The organism is Arthrobacter sp. G.S.26, assembly GCF_050847375.1.
In the GTDB taxonomy this organism is placed as follows: Bacteria; Actinomycetota; Actinomycetes; order Actinomycetales; family Micrococcaceae; genus Arthrobacter.
Genome location: NZ_CP193752.1, coordinates 3,038,464 through 3,054,531, shown reverse-complemented (window position 1 = coordinate 3,054,531; position 16,068 = coordinate 3,038,464). Strand labels below are relative to the sequence as shown.

The 16,068-nt window shown below is 68.5% G+C and carries 17 protein-coding genes; 7 read left to right on the top strand and 10 right to left on the bottom strand.

Annotation, left to right across the window (positions count from 1 at the left end):
- Nucleotides 1–98 precede the first annotated feature (98 nt).
- Genes ACRB8A_RS13995 through ACRB8A_RS13975 form a run of 5 tightly spaced genes read left to right on the top strand, consistent with a single transcriptional unit; the run spans nucleotide 99 to nucleotide 4,550 of the window.
- On the top strand, nucleotides 99–707 hold the full coding sequence (locus ACRB8A_RS13995) for an FABP family protein (RefSeq protein ID WP_432244891.1): 609 nt from the start codon (nucleotides 99–101) through the stop codon (nucleotides 705–707).
- A 16-nt stretch (nucleotides 708–723) separates the two neighbouring features.
- A complete protein-coding gene (locus ACRB8A_RS13990) occupies nucleotides 724–1,446 on the top strand; it encodes a flavodoxin family protein (RefSeq protein WP_050685310.1) in 723 nt (240 codons plus the stop codon).
- Between the two features lie 22 nt (nucleotides 1,447–1,468).
- Nucleotides 1,469–2,554 carry a YgfZ/GcvT domain-containing protein gene (locus tag ACRB8A_RS13985; RefSeq protein ID WP_050685309.1) on the top strand — a complete coding sequence of 362 codons (1,086 nt, stop codon included), beginning with the start codon at nucleotides 1,469–1,471 and terminating at the stop codon, nucleotides 2,552–2,554.
- On the top strand, nucleotides 2,551–2,979 hold the full coding sequence (locus ACRB8A_RS13980; RefSeq protein ID WP_050685308.1) for an ankyrin repeat domain-containing protein: 429 nt from the start codon (nucleotides 2,551–2,553) through the stop codon (nucleotides 2,977–2,979). The genes ACRB8A_RS13985 and ACRB8A_RS13980 overlap by 4 nt, the downstream gene beginning before the upstream one ends.
- A gap of 47 nt (nucleotides 2,980–3,026) precedes the next feature.
- Entirely contained in the window at nucleotides 3,027–4,550 is a 1,524-nt protein-coding gene (locus tag ACRB8A_RS13975) for a DHA2 family efflux MFS transporter permease subunit (RefSeq protein ID WP_285240635.1), read from the top strand.
- On the opposite strand, the gene ACRB8A_RS13970 is transcribed toward ACRB8A_RS13975, so the two are convergent.
- The 9 genes from ACRB8A_RS13970 to ACRB8A_RS13930 form a co-directional block, all read right to left on the bottom strand.
- Nucleotides 4,512–5,228 carry a GNAT family N-acetyltransferase gene (locus tag ACRB8A_RS13970; RefSeq protein ID WP_432244890.1) on the bottom strand — a complete coding sequence of 239 codons (717 nt, stop codon included), beginning with the start codon at nucleotides 5,226–5,228 and terminating at the stop codon, nucleotides 4,512–4,514. The genes ACRB8A_RS13975 and ACRB8A_RS13970 overlap by 39 nt on opposite strands.
- Nucleotides 5,229–5,255: 27 nt before the next feature.
- The gene (locus ACRB8A_RS13965; protein ID WP_050685305.1) at nucleotides 5,256–6,281 is read right to left on the bottom strand and encodes an ATP-dependent 6-phosphofructokinase; all 1,026 of its coding nucleotides are present in this window, start codon (nucleotides 6,279–6,281) and stop codon (nucleotides 5,256–5,258) included.
- Nucleotides 6,282–6,378: 97 nt separating this feature from the next.
- The gene (locus ACRB8A_RS13960) at nucleotides 6,379–7,011 is read right to left on the bottom strand and encodes a response regulator (protein WP_050685304.1); all 633 of its coding nucleotides are present in this window, start codon (nucleotides 7,009–7,011) and stop codon (nucleotides 6,379–6,381) included.
- Nucleotides 7,008–8,276 (bottom strand): sensor histidine kinase, encoded by a 1,269-nt coding sequence (locus tag ACRB8A_RS13955; protein ID WP_432244889.1) that lies wholly within the window; start codon nucleotides 8,274–8,276, stop codon nucleotides 7,008–7,010. Before ACRB8A_RS13955 ends, ACRB8A_RS13960 begins: the two co-directional genes overlap by 4 nt.
- 16 nt (nucleotides 8,277–8,292) lie before the next feature.
- On the bottom strand, nucleotides 8,293–9,138 hold the full coding sequence (locus tag ACRB8A_RS13950; protein ID WP_432244888.1) for an ABC transporter permease: 846 nt from the start codon (nucleotides 9,136–9,138) through the stop codon (nucleotides 8,293–8,295).
- Nucleotides 9,135–10,046, bottom strand: a complete 912-nt coding sequence (locus tag ACRB8A_RS13945) for an ABC transporter ATP-binding protein (protein WP_432244887.1) — start codon at nucleotides 10,044–10,046, stop codon at nucleotides 9,135–9,137. Before ACRB8A_RS13945 ends, ACRB8A_RS13950 begins: the two co-directional genes overlap by 4 nt.
- A gap of 124 nt (nucleotides 10,047–10,170) precedes the next feature.
- A complete protein-coding gene (locus tag ACRB8A_RS13940; RefSeq protein ID WP_050684416.1) occupies nucleotides 10,171–10,428 on the bottom strand; it encodes a PspC domain-containing protein in 258 nt (85 codons plus the stop codon).
- A 3-nt stretch (nucleotides 10,429–10,431) separates the two neighbouring features.
- Nucleotides 10,432–10,725 carry a hypothetical protein gene (locus ACRB8A_RS13935; RefSeq protein ID WP_432244886.1) on the bottom strand — a complete coding sequence of 98 codons (294 nt, stop codon included), beginning with the start codon at nucleotides 10,723–10,725 and terminating at the stop codon, nucleotides 10,432–10,434.
- Nucleotide 10,726: 1 nt separating this feature from the next.
- A complete protein-coding gene (locus tag ACRB8A_RS13930) occupies nucleotides 10,727–12,259 on the bottom strand; it encodes a PspC domain-containing protein (RefSeq protein WP_432244885.1) in 1,533 nt (510 codons plus the stop codon).
- A 124-nt stretch (nucleotides 12,260–12,383) separates the two neighbouring features.
- Between ACRB8A_RS13930 and ACRB8A_RS13925 the strand changes: the two genes are divergently transcribed.
- On the top strand, nucleotides 12,384–13,835 hold the full coding sequence (locus ACRB8A_RS13925) for an ATP-binding protein (RefSeq protein WP_432244884.1): 1,452 nt from the start codon (nucleotides 12,384–12,386) through the stop codon (nucleotides 13,833–13,835).
- Nucleotides 13,832–14,512: a LuxR C-terminal-related transcriptional regulator gene (locus ACRB8A_RS13920; protein WP_050684412.1), complete on the top strand. Its 681-nt coding sequence runs from the start codon at nucleotides 13,832–13,834 to the stop codon at nucleotides 14,510–14,512. The genes ACRB8A_RS13925 and ACRB8A_RS13920 overlap by 4 nt, the downstream gene beginning before the upstream one ends.
- Before the next feature lie 89 nt (nucleotides 14,513–14,601).
- Here ACRB8A_RS13920 and ACRB8A_RS13915 read toward each other — a convergent pair whose 3' ends face one another.
- Nucleotides 14,602–15,819: a pyridoxal phosphate-dependent aminotransferase gene (locus ACRB8A_RS13915; RefSeq protein WP_056596972.1), complete on the bottom strand. Its 1,218-nt coding sequence runs from the start codon at nucleotides 15,817–15,819 to the stop codon at nucleotides 14,602–14,604.
- Between the last annotated feature and the right edge of the window lie 249 nt (nucleotides 15,820–16,068).

Here is a 16,068-nt window from a genome sequence, read left to right as displayed (position 1 = left end):
GCCTGTCCATGGCCTGGTTCGCCGGTTTTGTGGTCTACCGCCTCTTCAAAGGCCAGAAGTAGACCCGTCCCGAACCAGCTGTCTCCCGAGGTATTGCTGTGCCTATTGAAATTCCCACAGACCTGACCCCCGAACTCGTTCCCCTCTCCTGGCTCATCGGTGAGTGGGAAGGCCGCGGCCGGTTGGGCAACGGCGACGAGGAATCCGAGCATTTCCTGCAGCGGGTTTCGTTCACCCACAACGGGTTGCCCTACCTGCAGTACCGCGCCGAAAGCTGGTTGACTGACGACGACGGCACGCAGCTTCGGCCGCTCACCGTTGAGACCGGTTTCTGGGCGCTGGAGCGCAAGCAGCTGGACGCCGACGGCGGCCCGGGGCTGATTCCCGCTGACATCGTCCCGGCCCTGAAGAGCGCCGACGAAGTCGAAGCCCTTCGCAATAGTGAGGGCGGATTCGACATTTCGGTGTCGATTTCGCACCCCGGCGGCATCTCCGAGCTGTACTACGGCCAGATCAAGGGTCCGCAGATCCAGCTCAGCACCGACATGGTGATGCGCGGCAGCCATTCGAAGGACTACAGTGCTGCTACCCGCATCTTCGGCCTGGTGGACGGCAACCTCCTGTGGCGCTGGGACGTCGCATCCGGAGGAGTTGCCGGCAAAGGACTCGAAGCCCACGCGTCGGCGTTCCTGACGAAAGTATCCTGACGCAAGGAGCAGCACAGTGGAACAGACCGGCAGTGCGGGCGGCTTTAACGGGCTGAAGGCAGTGTTCTTCAACGGCACGCTGAAGAAGTCACCCCAGACCAGCAACACTGACGGACTGATTGAGATCAGCCGCCGGATCATGGAAAAGCAGGGTGTGGGCACCACCGTGATCAGGACGGTTGACCACAACATCGCCAGCGGCGTGTACCCCGACATGACCGAGCACGGCTGGGCCACCGACGAATGGCCGGACCTGTACCCGCTGGTCCAGGACGCGGACATCGTGGTGGTGGCAGGGCCCATCTGGCTGGGCGACAACTCCTCCGAGACCCGCAAGCTCATCGAGCGGCTGTACGCGCATTCCGGCCAACTCAACAGCAAGGGCCAGTGGGCGTTCTACCCCAAAGTGGGCGGCTGCCTGATCACCGGCAACGAAGACGGCATCAAACACTGCGCCATGAACGTCCTGTACAGCCTGCAGCACGTCGGCTTCAGCATTCCGCCGCAGGCCGACGCCGGCTGGATCGGCGCCGTGGGCCCCGGCCCCAGCTACCTCGATCCGGGCTCGGGCGGACCGGAGACCGACTTCACCAACCGCAACGCCACCTTCATGACCTGGAACCTGCTGCACCTGGCCAAGCTCCTCAAGGACGCCGGCGGGTATCCCGCCTACGGCAACCTCCCGGAGGAATGGCAGGCCGGCACCCGGTTCGATTTCGAAAATCCGGAATACCGCTAGCCTCCAAGGACTTCTACTTCATATGACTACACCCAGCCCTCTGCTGTCGCGCCCCGGCGCCGTCGAAGCGACCGGTCCGGACGCCGGCGTCGCATCCCACTACGGCGAGCCGCTGCGGGAACAACGGGCACTGGCCGCCGGCACCGCCGTTGTGGACCTTTCGCACCGCGGCGTGGTCACCGTCAGCGGGCCGGACCGGCTGAGCTGGCTGAACACCCTTTCCTCCCAGCAGGTCACCGCCCTCGCGCCGGGGGAGTCCACCGAACTGCTGCTGCTCAGCGTCCAGGGCCGGATCGAATTCGACGCCAGGGTCATTGACGACGGCGGGACCACCTGGCTGATTGTCGAAGCGGCGGAGGCTGCACCGCTGGCGGAATTCCTGAACAGGATGAAGTTCATGCTCCGCGTTGAGGTGTTGGACGCCTCCGCCGACTGGGCCGTGGTGGGCACCGTCAAGGCCGTACCCGGCTGGGCGGACCTGCTGGCCTGGCAGGATCCCTGGCCCCACGTCGGCGCCGGCGGCTACTCGTACGCTGTGGTCCCCGCCGAGGGGCACCCCGGCCTGGACCGGCCCTGGTTCGAGTACCTGGTGCCTGCAACCCGGCTGGAAGCTATCGTGGCGGACCGCCCCCTGGCAGGCGTCCTTGCTGCGGAGGCCCTGCGTGTGGCCGCCTGGCGACCCCGGATCGGCGCGGAAACCGACGACAAAACCATTCCCCACGAACTGGACCTCCTCCGCACCGCCGTGCACCTGGCCAAAGGCTGCTACAAAGGCCAGGAAACCGTTGCGCGGGTCCACAACCTGGGGCACCCCCCGCGCCGCCTGGTGTTCCTCCAGCTGGACGGTTCCCAGCACACCATGCCGGCTGCCGGCAGCCCCGTGCTGCTGGGCGAACGGAAGGTAGGCGCCGTCACTACGGTGGCCCAGCATTACGAGATGGGCCCCGTGGCCCTGGCGGTCATAAAGCGTTCCGTGGCGCCGGATGAAATACTGACGGTCCTGGATGGCGATGAGCCGTACCCTGCCGTCCAGGAAGCCATCGTTGCCCCGGATGCCGGCCAGGTTGTGGGGCGCCAGACCGGATTCCTCAGGGGGCCCCGACCATGACCGATCCTTCCAGCACCACACCCGAGCCTGCTGCAGGCCAGGCCCAGGCTCCCGACCAGGACGCCGTGGAGCTCGCGCACACCCTGTTCCAGGCCGCCCGGGAGGGCAACACGGAACTGCTCCGCGCGTTCCTGTCCGCCGGTGCCCCGGTGGCCCTGACCAATGCAGCCGGTGACTCGCTGCTGATGCTGGCGGCGTACCATGGACAGGTGGACGCGGTCCGGCTCATCCTTGAGCATGGCGCCTCCGCCGACGCAGCCAACGACCGCGGCCAGACGCCGCTGGCCGGAGCTGCCTTCAAGGGCTACACCGACGTGGCCCGCGCGCTGCTTGAAGCAGGCGCGGACCCTGACGCCGGCCAGCCCTCCGCCCGGGCCGCCGCGCAAATGTTTGCCCGCACGGAGATCCTGGATCTCCTGGGCTAGGTCTCCCGGATCCGCCGGGCAATCTGCAATCTCTTAAGGATGACCGAGTGGAAATCGTAGCCAAGCCGTGGCCGGCATTGTGGTCCCTGGTGATCGGGTTCTTTATGATCCTCATCGACACCACCATTGTTTCCGTAGCCAACCCGCGGATCATGGAGGGCCTGAACGCCGACATCAACTCCGTGATCTGGGTGACCAGCGCCTATCTCCTGGCGTATGCGGTTCCCCTGCTGATCACGGGCCGGCTGGGTGACCGGTTCGGGCCCAAGAAGCTCTACCTCACTGGCCTGGTGGTGTTTACCCTCGCCTCGCTGTGGTGCGGGCTCTCCGGCAACGTCGAAACACTCATCATGGCCCGCATCCTGCAGGGCCTGGGCGCCGCGCTGATGACGCCGCAGACCATGGCGGTCATCACCCGCATCTTCCCGCCGGGCGGCCGCGGCCCTGCCATGGCCGTGTGGGGTGCCACCGCGGGCATCGCCACCCTGGTGGGCCCCATCCTGGGCGGTGTCCTGGTGGACGGCCTGGGCTGGGAATGGATCTTCTTCATCAACGTCCCCGTCGGGATCGTGGGCTTCATCCTGGCCCTGCGGAATGTCCCGTCGCTCAAGACCCACCCGCACCGGTTCGATATCCCCGGCGTGGTGCTCAGCGCCGTCGGCCTCTTCCTGCTCGTTTTTGGCATCCAGGAGGGTGAGACCTACAACTGGGGCACTATCACCGGGCCCATCAGCGTCTGGGGGCTGATCATTGCCGGCATCCTGGTGCTGGTGGCCTTTGTGGTCTGGCAGCGCTTCAACAAGGGCGAGCCGCTGCTGCCGCTGGAGCTGTTCCGGGACCGGAACTTCTCGCTGGCCAACATCGGCATCACCACCGTGGGCTTCACCGTCACGGCGTTCAGCCTGCCGCTGATCTTCTACTACCAGCTGGTCCGGGGCCTGACGCCCACCCAGTCGGCGCTCATGATGGTGCCCATGGCCCTGATTTCCGGCGGCCTGGCCCCGGTGGTGGGCAAGCTCGTGGACCGGGTCAACCCCAAGTACATTACGGCCACCGGCCTGGCCCTGATGGCCGTGGCGCTGCTGTGGAACTCCGCCCTGATGCAGCCGGACACCCCCATCCTGATGTTCCTGCTGCCCAGTGCCGTCCTGGGCTTCGCCAACGCCGGGATCTGGGCGCCGCTGAGCACCACCGCCACCCGCAACCTGCCGCCCCGTCAGGCCGGAGCCGGTTCAGGGGTCTACAACACCACCCGCCAGATCGGTGCGGTCCTGGGCAGCGCGGCCATCGCCGTGCTCATCCAGTCCCGCCTCGCTGCCGAACTGCCCGGCGGCGGTTCCGGTGCGGCAGCCGGCGGCGGGCTGGGCATGACCGGGAGCCTTCCGGATGCCCTGCAGGGCGGATTCTCGACGGCGATGGGCCAGTCGATGCTGCTGCCTGCCGCCGTCATCGTGGTGGGGGCAGTCGTGGCCTTGTTCTTTGCCAAGCCCCAGCCGGTTCAGGGGTGGGGCGGCGCCGAGGCGGCACCCGGCTCAGCCAAGGTGGACGCTGGTCTGGATTCCGCCGGCTGACAGTCCCAGATGACGGGCCAGCGCCAGCGCTCCTGTGTTGCTGACGTCCGCCCGCCACTGGATGGTCAGTCCCGCAGCCAGTGCCTCGTGCGCCGCGATGGAGGCCGCCACGGTGCCCAGCCCCTGCCGGCGCCACTCCGGGTCCACCAGGACGCCGAGGTGCGCCAGCAGGCCGTCCCGCTCCGTGTACGCGCCGCAGGCCAGCGGCAGCCGCCGGCCGTCCACCTCATGGATGATGGTGTAGCGGTTCTCGAGATCTGACAGGCCCACCTCGTTGACGTCGTCCGGCGGGCACCTGCTTTCCAGCTCGATCGCCTCGGGGCTGCCGTGCGAGACGGTCATTTCCCCGGCAACCTGCTTCAGCGGCAGGTCGTCCGCGAAGAACAGCGCGGCCGCTCCGAGCCCGTGCCCGCCGTGGGACCGGGTCAGGGTCAACAGTGTCACGTGCTGGGCCAGGTCGGCGTCCGGGACGGCGGCGGCGGCGTCGATCAGCCACTGCGGACCCACCAGCGCCGAACTTCCGAACAGCCGGACGAACTCCACGGTCCGGGCCGATTCGTCGGCCCGGACCACACGGTCCCCGGTTGCCAGGGCGTCGCCGAAGGCGTGGTCGTCAAGGCCCAGCCGGCGGGCCCAGGCGAGCTGGATGATGGCGGCGGAACCGGCGTCGAGAGTCATGGTCCCAGCCTAGGGCGGCGCGCGGGCTCAGCCGAACAGGACCGCTGCCTCGTCGTAGCGCTTCTGCGGGACGGTCTTGAGCTGCCCCAGCGCCTCTTCGAAGCCCACGTGCTCGATGTCCGTGCCCTTGAGTGCCACCATGGTGCCCCAGTAGCCCTCCACCACGGAGTCGATCGCGGCCATACCCAGCCGGGTGGCGAGGACCCGGTCGAACGCGGACGGTACGCCGCCGCGCTGGATGTGGCCCAGGATGGTGGCGCGGGTTTCGATGCCGGTCCGGGCCTCCAGCTCGGGGGCCAGCTGGTCGGCGATGCCGCCAAGGCGGGGCCGGCCGAAGGTGTCCAGGCCGCGCTCCGAGTGCGGGGACTCCATGTGGTCCGGCACGAAGCCTTCAGCCACCACCACCAAGGGTGCGCGGCCGCGGGCGTGGGCCTCCTGGACCCATTCGGTGATCTGCTCGATGCTGGTTTTCTGCTCCGGGATGAGGATGGCATGCGCGCCGGCGGCCATGCCGGCGTGCAGCGCGATCCAGCCCACGTGCCGGCCCATGACTTCGGCGATCATGCAGCGGTGGTGGGACTCGCCGGTGGTGCGGAGCCTGTCGATGGCTTCGGTGGCGATCTGCACGGCGGTGTCGAACCCGAAGGTGTAGTCGGTGGCGTCGAGGTCGTTGTCCACGGTTTTGGGGACGCCGACGATCTTGAGCCCGGCGTCCGTCAGGCGCTTGGCTGCCGCGAGGGTGCCCTCACCGCCGATCGCGATGATGGCGTCGATGCCCAGCCGGTCCATGTGGGCTTTGATGACCTCGGGGCCGCCGCCGTTTTCGAACGGGTTGGTGCGGGAGGTGCCCAGGATGGTGCCGCCCTGCTTGGCGATGCCACGGACCATGGTGCGGGGGATGTCGATGATGTCACCCTCCACCACACCGCGCCAGCCGTCGAGGAATCCGACGAATTCGTGGCCGTGGATGGCGATGCCCTTAAGGACGGCGCCGCGGATGACAGCATTCAGCCCGGGGCAGTCGCCACCGCTGGTGAGGATTCCTATTTTCATGTTTCGGCTCAAATCCTGGAGAGAGGGTTTACAGGCAGAGCGCCACGCTGAGCTCACATAGATTGTAGTGGGCTGTGTGGGGTACGACACAAACCGGTCACAATAGGCCCCGCTCCAGGGCGACCACCACGGCACGGGTCCGGTCGTCCACATCGAGCTTGTTGAAGACGCGCAGGAGGTGCGTTTTGACGGTCGCTTCGGCGATATGGAGCCGGGCGGCGACGTCCGGGTTGCTCAGTCCCTGCGAGACGCAGCGGAGCACTTCCACCTCGCGGGCGGTCAGTTGCGGCCTCCCGGGTTCCCGCAGGCGGGACACCAGGCGTGCCGCCACCGGCGGGGCGAGGACCGTCTCTCCGCGGGCTGCGGCAAACACCGCGTCGATGATGACGCCGCCGGGGGAGTCCTTCAGGAGGTAGCCCACCGCCCCGGACTCCACGGCACGCACTATGTCCGCGTCGCCGTCGTACGTGGTCAGGATCAGGACCTTGGTCAGCGGATGCCGGTCGCGGATCAGTGCCGTGGCCCCGGCCCCGTCCAGGACGGGCATCCGCAGGTCCATCAGCACCACGTCCGGGGCGTGGGTGGCCACGGCTGCCACCGCTTCCTGCCCGTCGGCGGCCTCGGCCAGCACCTCGATGCCCGCTGCGGTCCCCAGGAGTGCCGCGAGGCCGCCTCGGACCACCGGGTGGTCGTCCGCCAGGACCACGCGGACGGTTGCCGTTGGACTCATGGTGATGCCTCCTTGCCGGCATCCACTGCGATGGTATCCACTGCAGGCGCGGCGACGGGCACCACCGCTGTCAGGATGGTTCCGCCGGCGTCGGAGGCCAGCTCCAGCCGGCCGTTGATCTCGGCCAGCCGGGCGGCCATGGAGGTCAGGCCGAACCCCGTGTGGGGACCCTGCGGGTCGAAACCATGACCGTCGTCGCTGACCACCAGCCGCAGCCCGGCGCCGCCGGCCGGGCCGGTCACGCGGACGGCCAGGCGCGCCTGCGACGCGCCGGAGTGGCGCCTGACGTTGTTCAATGCCTCTTGCGCCGTCCGCAGCAGCGCCACCTGCTCCGAGGAGGTCAGCGGCGGCAGCACGGCGGGAATGTCCACCTCCAGCCGGATCCCGTCCAGGTGGAGGGTGTGGGGAAGCCGGGCCAAAGCAGCCAGCAGGTCCCCGCCCGTGACATCCGTGGGCACCCCGGACGCCACCAGGGACCGGGCCTCGGCGAGGTTTTCCCGGGCCGTCCGGGCGATGGCCGCCAGTGTTCCCGCCAGCGCGGGGGCGCCTGCCTGGTCCTGCCGGCGAAGCTGCGCCTGGCCGGCTTCGGACAGCATGGCAATCGAGGTGAAGCCCTGGGCCAGGGTGTCGTGGATTTCCCGGGCCATCCGTTCGCGTTCGGCCAGGGCGCCCTGGGCCTGCTGGGCGGCGTTGAGGTCGCTCCTGGTGGCCTCGAGCTCGGCCAGGAGCTCGGCCCGCTGCTCACTTTGTTCGATCACGCGGGAGATCCACAGCCCGATCATGCAGCTTGCCACCAGCGAGAGCACCAGCTGCGCGGAAATTTCATAAACCACCGTGCCGCCGACGCCCCACCTGCTGAACTGGCCCGCGGCAACCCCCACGCACAGGACCACCGTGGCCGCGATGCCCTGGCGCTGGGAGGCGGTGAACATCCACACCTGGGGGAAGGCCACAAACAGCAGGGCGCCTGCTCCGTTGTGCACAAACGACAAGAACACCACCACCAGCACCAGGACCACCACATAGATGCCGGACCTGCCGGTGCGAAGGTCAACCGGCCTGGTCAGGAACGGATACGCCGCGGCCAGCACCCCCATGGCCCCCACCATCCACGGAGTGCCGGGGGTGACGGGCTGGCCGAAGACGGCCAGGTACATCAGGCTTGCCAGCGCCGCATAGAACCCGAGATGCCACCAGAGCATCGAGGTGCTCCACACGGAGCGGGCAGGCAGCAGCCGCTCGGTCCGGCCGCCGTAATTGTTCATTGATGCACCCTACCGGTCATTTCTGTGGCGGCCACTTGAAGGCGAGCCGGGCCAGGACGGCTCCGGCCACCACCCACACAGCCAGGACCACAAAGGCTGTGCCCACACCGTAGCTGCCGCCCGGTTCCGCCGCCGCGAACTGCGGGGGAAGGAACACGGACCGGAAGGCGCCGGCGGTCCACCGCAGGGGGAAGAAGTTCGTCACCGACTGGAGCCAGTCCGGCAGTTGGGAGAACGGGAAGTAGACCCCGGAGGTGAAGGAGAGCAGCAGTACCGGCAGGACAGCCAGGGTGGAGGCGCTCTGCGCCGACTTGGGCAGGGCGGTAAAGGCGATGGCCACCGTGGCCCATGCAGCGGTGGACAGCACCATCAGCCCTGCCACCAGGGCCCACTGTCCGGGTTCGTCCGGCATTGGGACGTTGAAGAGGAAGCGGGCTGCCAGCAGCAGCAGCGCTGTCTGGGCCACGATGAGGTACAGCGTCTGCCCGGTCTTGCCCAGGAAGTAGGATGCGGCGGGAAGCGGGGTGCCGGCCAGGCGTTTGACGGTGCCGTTGAAGCGTTCCGTGGCCACGTAGCTGCTCAGGTTCTGGAAGCCGCTGAGGATGGTGCTCAGGGCCAGCATGCCGGGCAGGTAGTAGTGGGCGGGGGTGATGCCGCCCTGCCCGGAGGGGCCGGCGCCGAACACCGGCTCATCACCAAAAACCGTGCCGAACAGCGACAGCATCAGGATGGGGAAAAAGAGCACCAGGACCAGTGAAAGCACATCCCGGTTAAATAGCTTGATCTCCAGTGCGGCGCGGTGGAGCCCCAGCCGGAGGACCGAGGGTTTCCATGGTGTGGCGGGGGAACTGAGGGCAGTCATGGCCGTGCTCCTGTCAGTGCCGGCTCCTGCCGGTTGGAATCGATGAGCTGCAGGTAGATGTCCTCGAGGCTGGGGCGCACCACAGCGAGGTCCAGCGGTTCCCGCCTGCCGCCGTCGGAAATGTCCCGGACCAGTGCCGCAGGACTTGCTGTCGTTTCCTCGTGGTGTCCCGCGGCGTCACGCCAGCGGACGCGGGGGATCCGGAGCTCCGGACCGCCGATATCGGCGGGGGTGCCCTCGGCGATGAGCCTGCCCTGGTTGATGACCCCGATGCGGTCGGCGAGTTGCTCGGCCTCATCCAGGTAGTGCGTGGTGAGCACAATGGTGGTGCCGCCCTCGCCCAGGGACCGGATGAGCTCCCAGAATTGGCGCCGGGCGGCCGGGTCGAATCCGGTGGTGGGCTCGTCGAGGAACAGTACTTCAGGGTTCCCGATGATGCCCAGGGCCACATCCAGGCGGCGGCGCTGGCCACCTGAAAGGGTGGAGATGCGAACGGATTCCTTGCCGTCGAGCCCTACTGCTGCTATCACCTCAGCCACCGGCCGTGGCGCGGGAAAGCACCGGGCCAGCGAGCCCAGCGCTTCGGAGACCCGGAGCTCACCGGAATCGGTGGCTTCCTGCAGGACAATCCCGATCCGGGCCCGGAAGGCCGGCGCCGCCTTCCAGGGCGGGGTGCCCAGGACGCGGATGTCGCCGCTGTCGGCGCGGCGGTGGCCTTCGAGGATCTCGATGGTGGTGGACTTCCCGGCGCCGTTGGGGCCCAGCAGGGCGTAGGTTTCGCCGGCGCCGATGGCGAGGTCCAGGCCATCAACGGCCGCCAGCGTGCCGCCCTTGGGGAGCCGGTAGGTTTTTCGGAGGTCCCGGACGGTGATGGCGTCAGCGGCGGATCCGGGTGCTGGTGTTCTCATGCTTCCAGCGTGGCACCGGACGGGGGCCCACCACCACGTCCGGCCGGTTGAACTTCCCGTCAACCGGTCGATGGACCCCCGCCGAACGGCGGAGGTCCATCGGATGCTGCAGAAATGCGGGAACTCAGTACCGGTTTCCGGCCCTGCGGATCAGAAAGCCCTGCAGGGCGATGGAGTTGTTCTGGTCCGGCAGGACGGCCCACGCCAACAGGTAAAGGACCACGGCGGGGCCGGGGAGGAGGCAGAAGATGAGGAATCCGATGCGGACGTAGGCCACGTCCACGTTCAGTTTCGCTGCGATGCCGCCCAGGACCCCGCCAAGCCAGCGTTGTGGTCCGCGCCGAAGGCCTGTGCTTTTGACGATGCTGAAGAACTTTTCCATGGCTCAAGACTTCCCTGTTGCGGGCCGGTTGTCACGTTTCCTGGCAGACAGGACGCCGCCCACCACCAGCGCCACCCCGGCGCCGATCATCAGCCCGATCAGGACATAGGTGCCGTTCAGGTTCACCCAGCCCAGCTGGGCCACCGCGATCAAGGCTGCGAGGGCCAGGACGATCAGTCCCCAGACCACGGTTCCCACCCTTGCCGGTGCCGGGCCCACGGGGCCCTGGTCCGCCGTCGTTGTGCTGCCTGCTGTGGTCCGGTCCAGGGGGTCCGGTGCCTGGTTGCTGGTGCTCATGTCAGTTGCCTTCCTCGATGGTGACGTTGCTGAACGTTCCGTCGATCTCTACCACCAGGCTGCTGCCCGGCTTGTCGGTGTTGTAGCTGGTTTCCCGGCTGGTGGTGCCGCTGCGCTCGCCGGCGAATCCGTTGAGGTTTCCCATGGTCATGTCCGCTTCAATCCGGACCGGGACGTTCTCCGGGATCACCACGGTCACGTTGGAGGCGGTGATGTCCAGGGGGATTACGACGTCGGAGCCCAGGGGTGCGCTGATGGCCAGGTCCGTGAGGTCAACAGTGCCGCGGCCTGCGGTGACGTCGAAGCCGTTGCGGGCGTCCTGCAGGGTGGTGGGGCTCCAGGACACTTCCGAGAAACGGACGCGGTCGCCGTTGCCCACCACGTTGGACACGCCGCCGGCGATCAGGGCCACCACGGCGAAGAGGCTGAGGATCCCTGCGGTCCTGCCGCGGGCGCCGCAGACCAGGATGCCCAGGCCCAGGACAGCTGCCGCGCTGGCCCACACGATGGCGTTGGCGGCGCTGCCCAGGTCGATGATGTTGCCGGCGTCCAGGGCTTTCAGGCCGCCACCCACCAGCAGTGCCGTGCCGGCCGTGATGGCGATGGCGGGGGCACCGGGGCCGGCAGGCCGGGGTTTCTGCGGCCGGGCTGGGCCCTGGGGCGGGCGGCCGGTGCCGCCGTAGTTGCCGTAGCCGCCGTTGCCGTAGCCAGCGGTGCTGCCGCTGCTGCCGCCTGCGGTGCCGTAACCGGAAGTGGTTCCGCTGCCGGCCGTCCCGTAGGCGGGGAAGGCTGCCGACGCCGGGGCGCCGGGGGCGCCGGGCACCGGGCCGCTGCCGGTGGTGGTCCTTGCCGCGTATGGCGCCGTGTAAGCGGCCGCCTGGTAGCCCCCGCCGTAGGGGCTGGCGTAGGGTCCGGCCTGCACCCGGTCCGGCCGGGCGCCCTTGTTGCGCTGGGCCAGGTAGTAGACCAGGTAGATTGCGCCGCCCACCCAGAACACGGTCCACAGGAAGCCGCCGAAGCCGTTGTGGCTCCAGCCCCAGAAGCCGCCGCCCAGCCCGGTCAGGCCAAGGATGGTGGCGATCAGTGAACCGGTCATGCCGCTGGACCAGTGGCCGGCTCCGGCTTCCTGGACGTGGATGCGGCCGTCGGGTTCGGGCAGGAACGCCCAGGCCAGCCCGTAGGCCAGGACCCCGATGCCGGCAAACAGGGTGAGGACGATAAAAACGCCGCGGATGATCAGCGGGTCGACGCCCAGTCGCTGGGCGATGCCGTCGCAGACGCCGCCAATCCAGCGGTTGCTGCCGCGCTGGATCCCGTGGCCGCGGATCCAGTCGAAGAAATCCGGGGCCGCACCCGTGGGGCTGGGGCCGGCTGCTGCCCCTGCGGGCCCGGACAGGGGCGGCGCGTCGGCGGCGGGTGTGTAGGCCGGCAGCGGCTCGGTGGGCCGGTGGCTGCCTGGCTGGGGGAGCGGCTCTGTGGGCTGGCTGCCGTCCGGGCGTTGCGGGTCGTCTGGGGTGGGGGTCTGCGAGTTCATGCTTCAATCCTTCCGTGCGGGCCTCCGGCGCTCTACTGGGGGATACCCTGAACGGCCCCTGAGTGACCCCCGGTTCGCGCCCGGTTCCGGGCCGGGGAACCCTGATCCGTGCTTGGATTGACCCATGACAACCATCCCTGTCCGGCCGCCCCTGGCCCGCAACAGCGACCGCGTCATTGCCGGCGTGTGCTCGGGCCTGGCCGTCCACCTGGGCTGGCCCGTACGGAACGTCAGGATTGCCATGGCGCTCTCCACCCTTGCCGGTGGTGCCGGCCTGGCCTTCTATGCGTGGCTGTGGATCATGGTTCCCACCGCCGATGAAGCGGCGCGCCGCAATGCCCGCCGGCCGGCGTCGCCCATTGCTCCCGCCGTCAGTCTCCCCACTGCGGCGGGGAGCGGAAGCCGCGCCGACGCCGGTCCGCCACGCCAGGCCCCCCACGGGTTCGGCGCCCCCGGCTCCTGGGCCCCCGGCACCTGGGCGCCCGGCACTTGGACAGCCGGCCTGGCGACCGGGCCGGCCGCCGGCAACATTCCTCCCGGGGCCGCACCTGGCGTGGCGGGCCTGCCTGCCGGGCAGCCCTGGTTCCGGGTCCGCAGCATGCGCTACGGCAAGGAGATCCTGCTGGGCAGCGGGCTGCTGCTGGTGGCCGGCATCATGATCGCACGGCTGCTGGGTGTGAACGTGCCCCTCGGCACGCTGATCCCCGCAGCCGCTGTCCTGGGTGGCGCCGCCATCGCCTGGATGCAGCTCGACGAGACCAGGCGTGCAGGCCTGGTGGACAAAACCAAGGCGGACCAGGCCGGCGGCTGGGCCCGCCTGGCGGCAGGGCTGGCGCTGGTGGTGGCCGGAGTGCTGGTGATGGTGTCCGGGTCCGGCTCCTGGGAGCAGACCTGGCTGGCGCTGCTGGCCTCCGTGGCCGTCCTGGGCGGGGTGGTGCTGGTCCTGCTGCCGTGGGCGCTGAAGTTCTGGCGCGACCTCGAAACGGAGCGCGCCGGCCGGATCCGGGAAACGGAGCGGGCCGAAATCGCCGCCCACCTGCATGACTCCGTCCTGCAGACCCTCGCCCTCATCCAGCGCAGGGCCGGCAACGAGCACGACGTCCTCCGCCTTGCCCGGGCCCAGGAACGCGAGCTCCGGGGCTGGCTCTTCCAGGACCCGGGCCGCGGCACCGGCCAGCTCTCGGACCGGGTCAAAGCGGTGGCCGCTGAGGTGGAGGACTTACTGGGCAATGCCGTGGAAGTCGTCAGCGTGGGCGATGCCGCCATGACCGAGGCCCGCGAAGCGCTGGTCCAGGCCGCACGCGAGGCCATGCTCAACGCCTCCCGCCACGGTGGCGGTGCCGTGTCGGTCTACCTGGAAGTCACCGACGGCCACGCGGATATCTTTGTGAAGGACCGCGGGCCGGGCTTCGACCTGCCGGACGTGCCGGAAGACCGGATGGGCGTGCGGGAATCCATTATCGGCCGGATGCGCCGGCACGGCGGCACAGCAGAAATTCTCAGCTCCGGCGAGGGAACAGAGGTCCGGCTCCGGCTGCCCTCCACCGGCCCGGACACCACGGAAGGAACAGCATGAACACGCTCCCAGAAGCCGCCGGACCGCCGTCCCGGTCGGTCCGTGTGGTCATCGTCGATGACCACACCATCTTCCGGTCAGGCCTGAAGGCGGACCTGGACGCCAGCATCCAGGTGGTGGGGGAAGCCGCCACCGTGGAGCAGGCCATCGCCGTCATCGCCACCGAGCGTCCGGACGTGGTGCTCCTTGACGTGCACCTGCCCGGCGGACTGGGCGGCGGTGGGCGGGAAGTGATTGCCGGCTCCGTGCCGCTGCTGGCCGGCACCAAATTCCTGGCGCTAAGTGTCTCGGACGCGGCGGAGGACGTGGTGGCCGTGATCAGGGCGGGCGCCCGCGGCTACATCACCAAAACCATCTCGGGCGCCGAAATCACGGACGCCGTGTACCGGGTGGCCGGCGGCGACGCCGTGTTCTCGCCGCGGCTGGCCGGCTTTGTCCTCGACGCCTTTGGCACGGCCCCTGCAGACATCGCCGACGACGAGCTCGACAAGCTCTCCGCCCGTGAGCTGGAGGTCATGCGGCTGATCGCCCGCGGGTACAGCTATAAGGAGGTGGCCAAGGAGCTCTTCATCAGCATCAAGACCGTGGAAACGCACGTCTCAGCGGTGCTGCGGAAACTCCAGCTCTCCAGCCGGCACGAGCTGACCAAGTGGGCAGCGGAGCGCCGCCTCCTCTAACCCCTCCCACCCCGTTGCGCTATCACTTATGGTCCCCAAAACGGTGTTTTAGGGACCATAAGTGATAGCGCAACGGGGTGTTTTGGACCTTACTGGGCTTTGCCGAGGAAGTCCTGCAGCCGCTGCACGCCGGTGGCAAGGTCCTCGTCGCCCAGGGCGTAGGAGAGGCGCAGATAGCCGGACGGGCCAAACGCCTCACCGGGAACCACCGCAACCTCCACCTCATCCAGGATCAACGCCGCCAGCTCGGCGGAGGTCGACGGCGTCGAGGTACCCGCCGCCGTCGGGAACGACTTGCCCAGCAGGCCGCGGACGTCCGCGTACACGTAGAAGGCACCCTTCGGCGTCGGGCATTCCACGCCCTCGATGGCGTTCAGGCCGGCCACGATGGCCTTCCGGCGCCGGTCGAAGGCCACCTTCATCTCATCGACTGCGGTCAGCGGACCGGAAACGGCGGCGAGGGCGGCGATCTGCATGATGTTTGAAACGTTGGAGGTGGCGTGCGACTGCAGGTTGGTGGCGGCCTTGATGACATCCGCCGGCCCGATCATCCAGCCCACGCGCCAGCCGGTCATGGCGTAGGTTTTGGCCACGCCGTTGAGGATAACCACCTTGTCGCCCAGTTCGGGGGCAGCGGTGGCGATCGAGGTGAAGGGCACGCCGTCGTAGGTCAGGTGCTCGTAGATTTCGTCCGTAACTACCCAGAGGCCCTTGGCCGCAGCCCACTTGCCGATCTCCGCCACCTGTTCCGGCGAGTAGACCGAACCGGTGGGGTTGGACGGGGAGACAAACAGCAGGACCTTGGTGCGGTCCGTGACAGCAGCCTCCAGCTGTTCCACGGTCACCAGGTAGTCCTGCTCGGGGCCGGCGAAGACCTCAACGGGGACACCGCCGGCCAAGCGGATGGCCTCCGGGTACGTGGTCCAGAACGGGGTGGGCACAATGACCTCGTCGCCCGGATCCAGCAGGGTGGCGAAGGTGTTGTAGACGGCCTGCTTGCCGCCGTTGGTGACCAGGACCTGGGCGGCGTCCACTGCATAGCCGGAATCCCGCAGGGTCTTCTCCGCGATGGCCTTCTTGAGCTCCGGCAGTCCGCCGGCGGGGGAGTAGCGGTGGTACTTGGGCTGTCCGGCGGCCTCAATGGCGGCCTGCACAATGTATTCCGGGGTGGGGAAATCCGGTTCGCCCGCACCAAAGCCAATAACCGGCCGGCCAGCCGCCTTAAGCGCCTTCGCCTTGGCATCAACGGCAAGGGTGGCGGATTCGGCAATTGCGGATATGCGCTTGGAAACGCGGGCGGCAGACATGGCAGGTCCGTTCTTCGCAGGCAGCCAAAAGGCTGGAATGGGGGAATTCGACGTTTCTACTCTATGCTGTTCACCGGACCCTCCGGGTTGCCGGATTTGAATTGTGACTGGTCTCCAGTCCGGGACAAGTTCATGCAGCGCGGGGGCCCGGAACGGGCTGGTTCGACGTACGCGAAGTTGTTGCGTAGACTGGTTCACCGGTGTTGAAACACGGATGATGGCGTGCGCCCAGTGCAAACTGGGGAATCG

Bases quoted from the DNA above. Each gene is read 5' to 3' on its own strand.
- ACRB8A_RS13985 (WP_050685309.1), top strand. From the start codon at position 1,469: ATGACTACACCCAGCCCTCTGCTGTCGCGCCCCGGCGCCGTCGAAGCG.
- ACRB8A_RS13980 (WP_050685308.1), top strand. From the start codon at position 2,551: ATGACCGATCCTTCCAGCACCACACCCGAGCCTGCTGCAGGCCAGGCC.
- ACRB8A_RS13970 (WP_432244890.1), bottom strand. From the start codon at position 5,228: ATGACTCTCGACGCCGGTTCCGCCGCCATCATCCAGCTCGCCTGGGCC.
- ACRB8A_RS13965 (WP_050685305.1), bottom strand. From the start codon at position 6,281: ATGAAAATAGGAATCCTCACCAGCGGTGGCGACTGCCCCGGGCTGAAT.
- ACRB8A_RS13960 (WP_050685304.1), bottom strand. From the start codon at position 7,011: ATGAGTCCAACGGCAACCGTCCGCGTGGTCCTGGCGGACGACCACCCG.
- ACRB8A_RS13955 (WP_432244889.1), bottom strand. From the start codon at position 8,276: ATGAACAATTACGGCGGCCGGACCGAGCGGCTGCTGCCTGCCCGCTCC.
- ACRB8A_RS13950 (WP_432244888.1), bottom strand. From the start codon at position 9,138: ATGACTGCCCTCAGTTCCCCCGCCACACCATGGAAACCCTCGGTCCTC.
- ACRB8A_RS13945 (WP_432244887.1), bottom strand. From the start codon at position 10,046: ATGAGAACACCAGCACCCGGATCCGCCGCTGACGCCATCACCGTCCGG.
- ACRB8A_RS13940 (WP_050684416.1), bottom strand. From the start codon at position 10,428: ATGGAAAAGTTCTTCAGCATCGTCAAAAGCACAGGCCTTCGGCGCGGA.
- ACRB8A_RS13935 (WP_432244886.1), bottom strand. From the start codon at position 10,725: ATGAGCACCAGCAACCAGGCACCGGACCCCCTGGACCGGACCACAGCA.
- ACRB8A_RS13930 (WP_432244885.1), bottom strand. From the start codon at position 12,259: ATGAACTCGCAGACCCCCACCCCAGACGACCCGCAACGCCCGGACGGC.
- ACRB8A_RS13925 (WP_432244884.1), top strand. From the start codon at position 12,384: ATGACAACCATCCCTGTCCGGCCGCCCCTGGCCCGCAACAGCGACCGC.
- ACRB8A_RS13920 (WP_050684412.1), top strand. From the start codon at position 13,832: ATGAACACGCTCCCAGAAGCCGCCGGACCGCCGTCCCGGTCGGTCCGT.
- ACRB8A_RS13915 (WP_056596972.1), bottom strand. From the start codon at position 15,819: ATGTCTGCCGCCCGCGTTTCCAAGCGCATATCCGCAATTGCCGAATCC.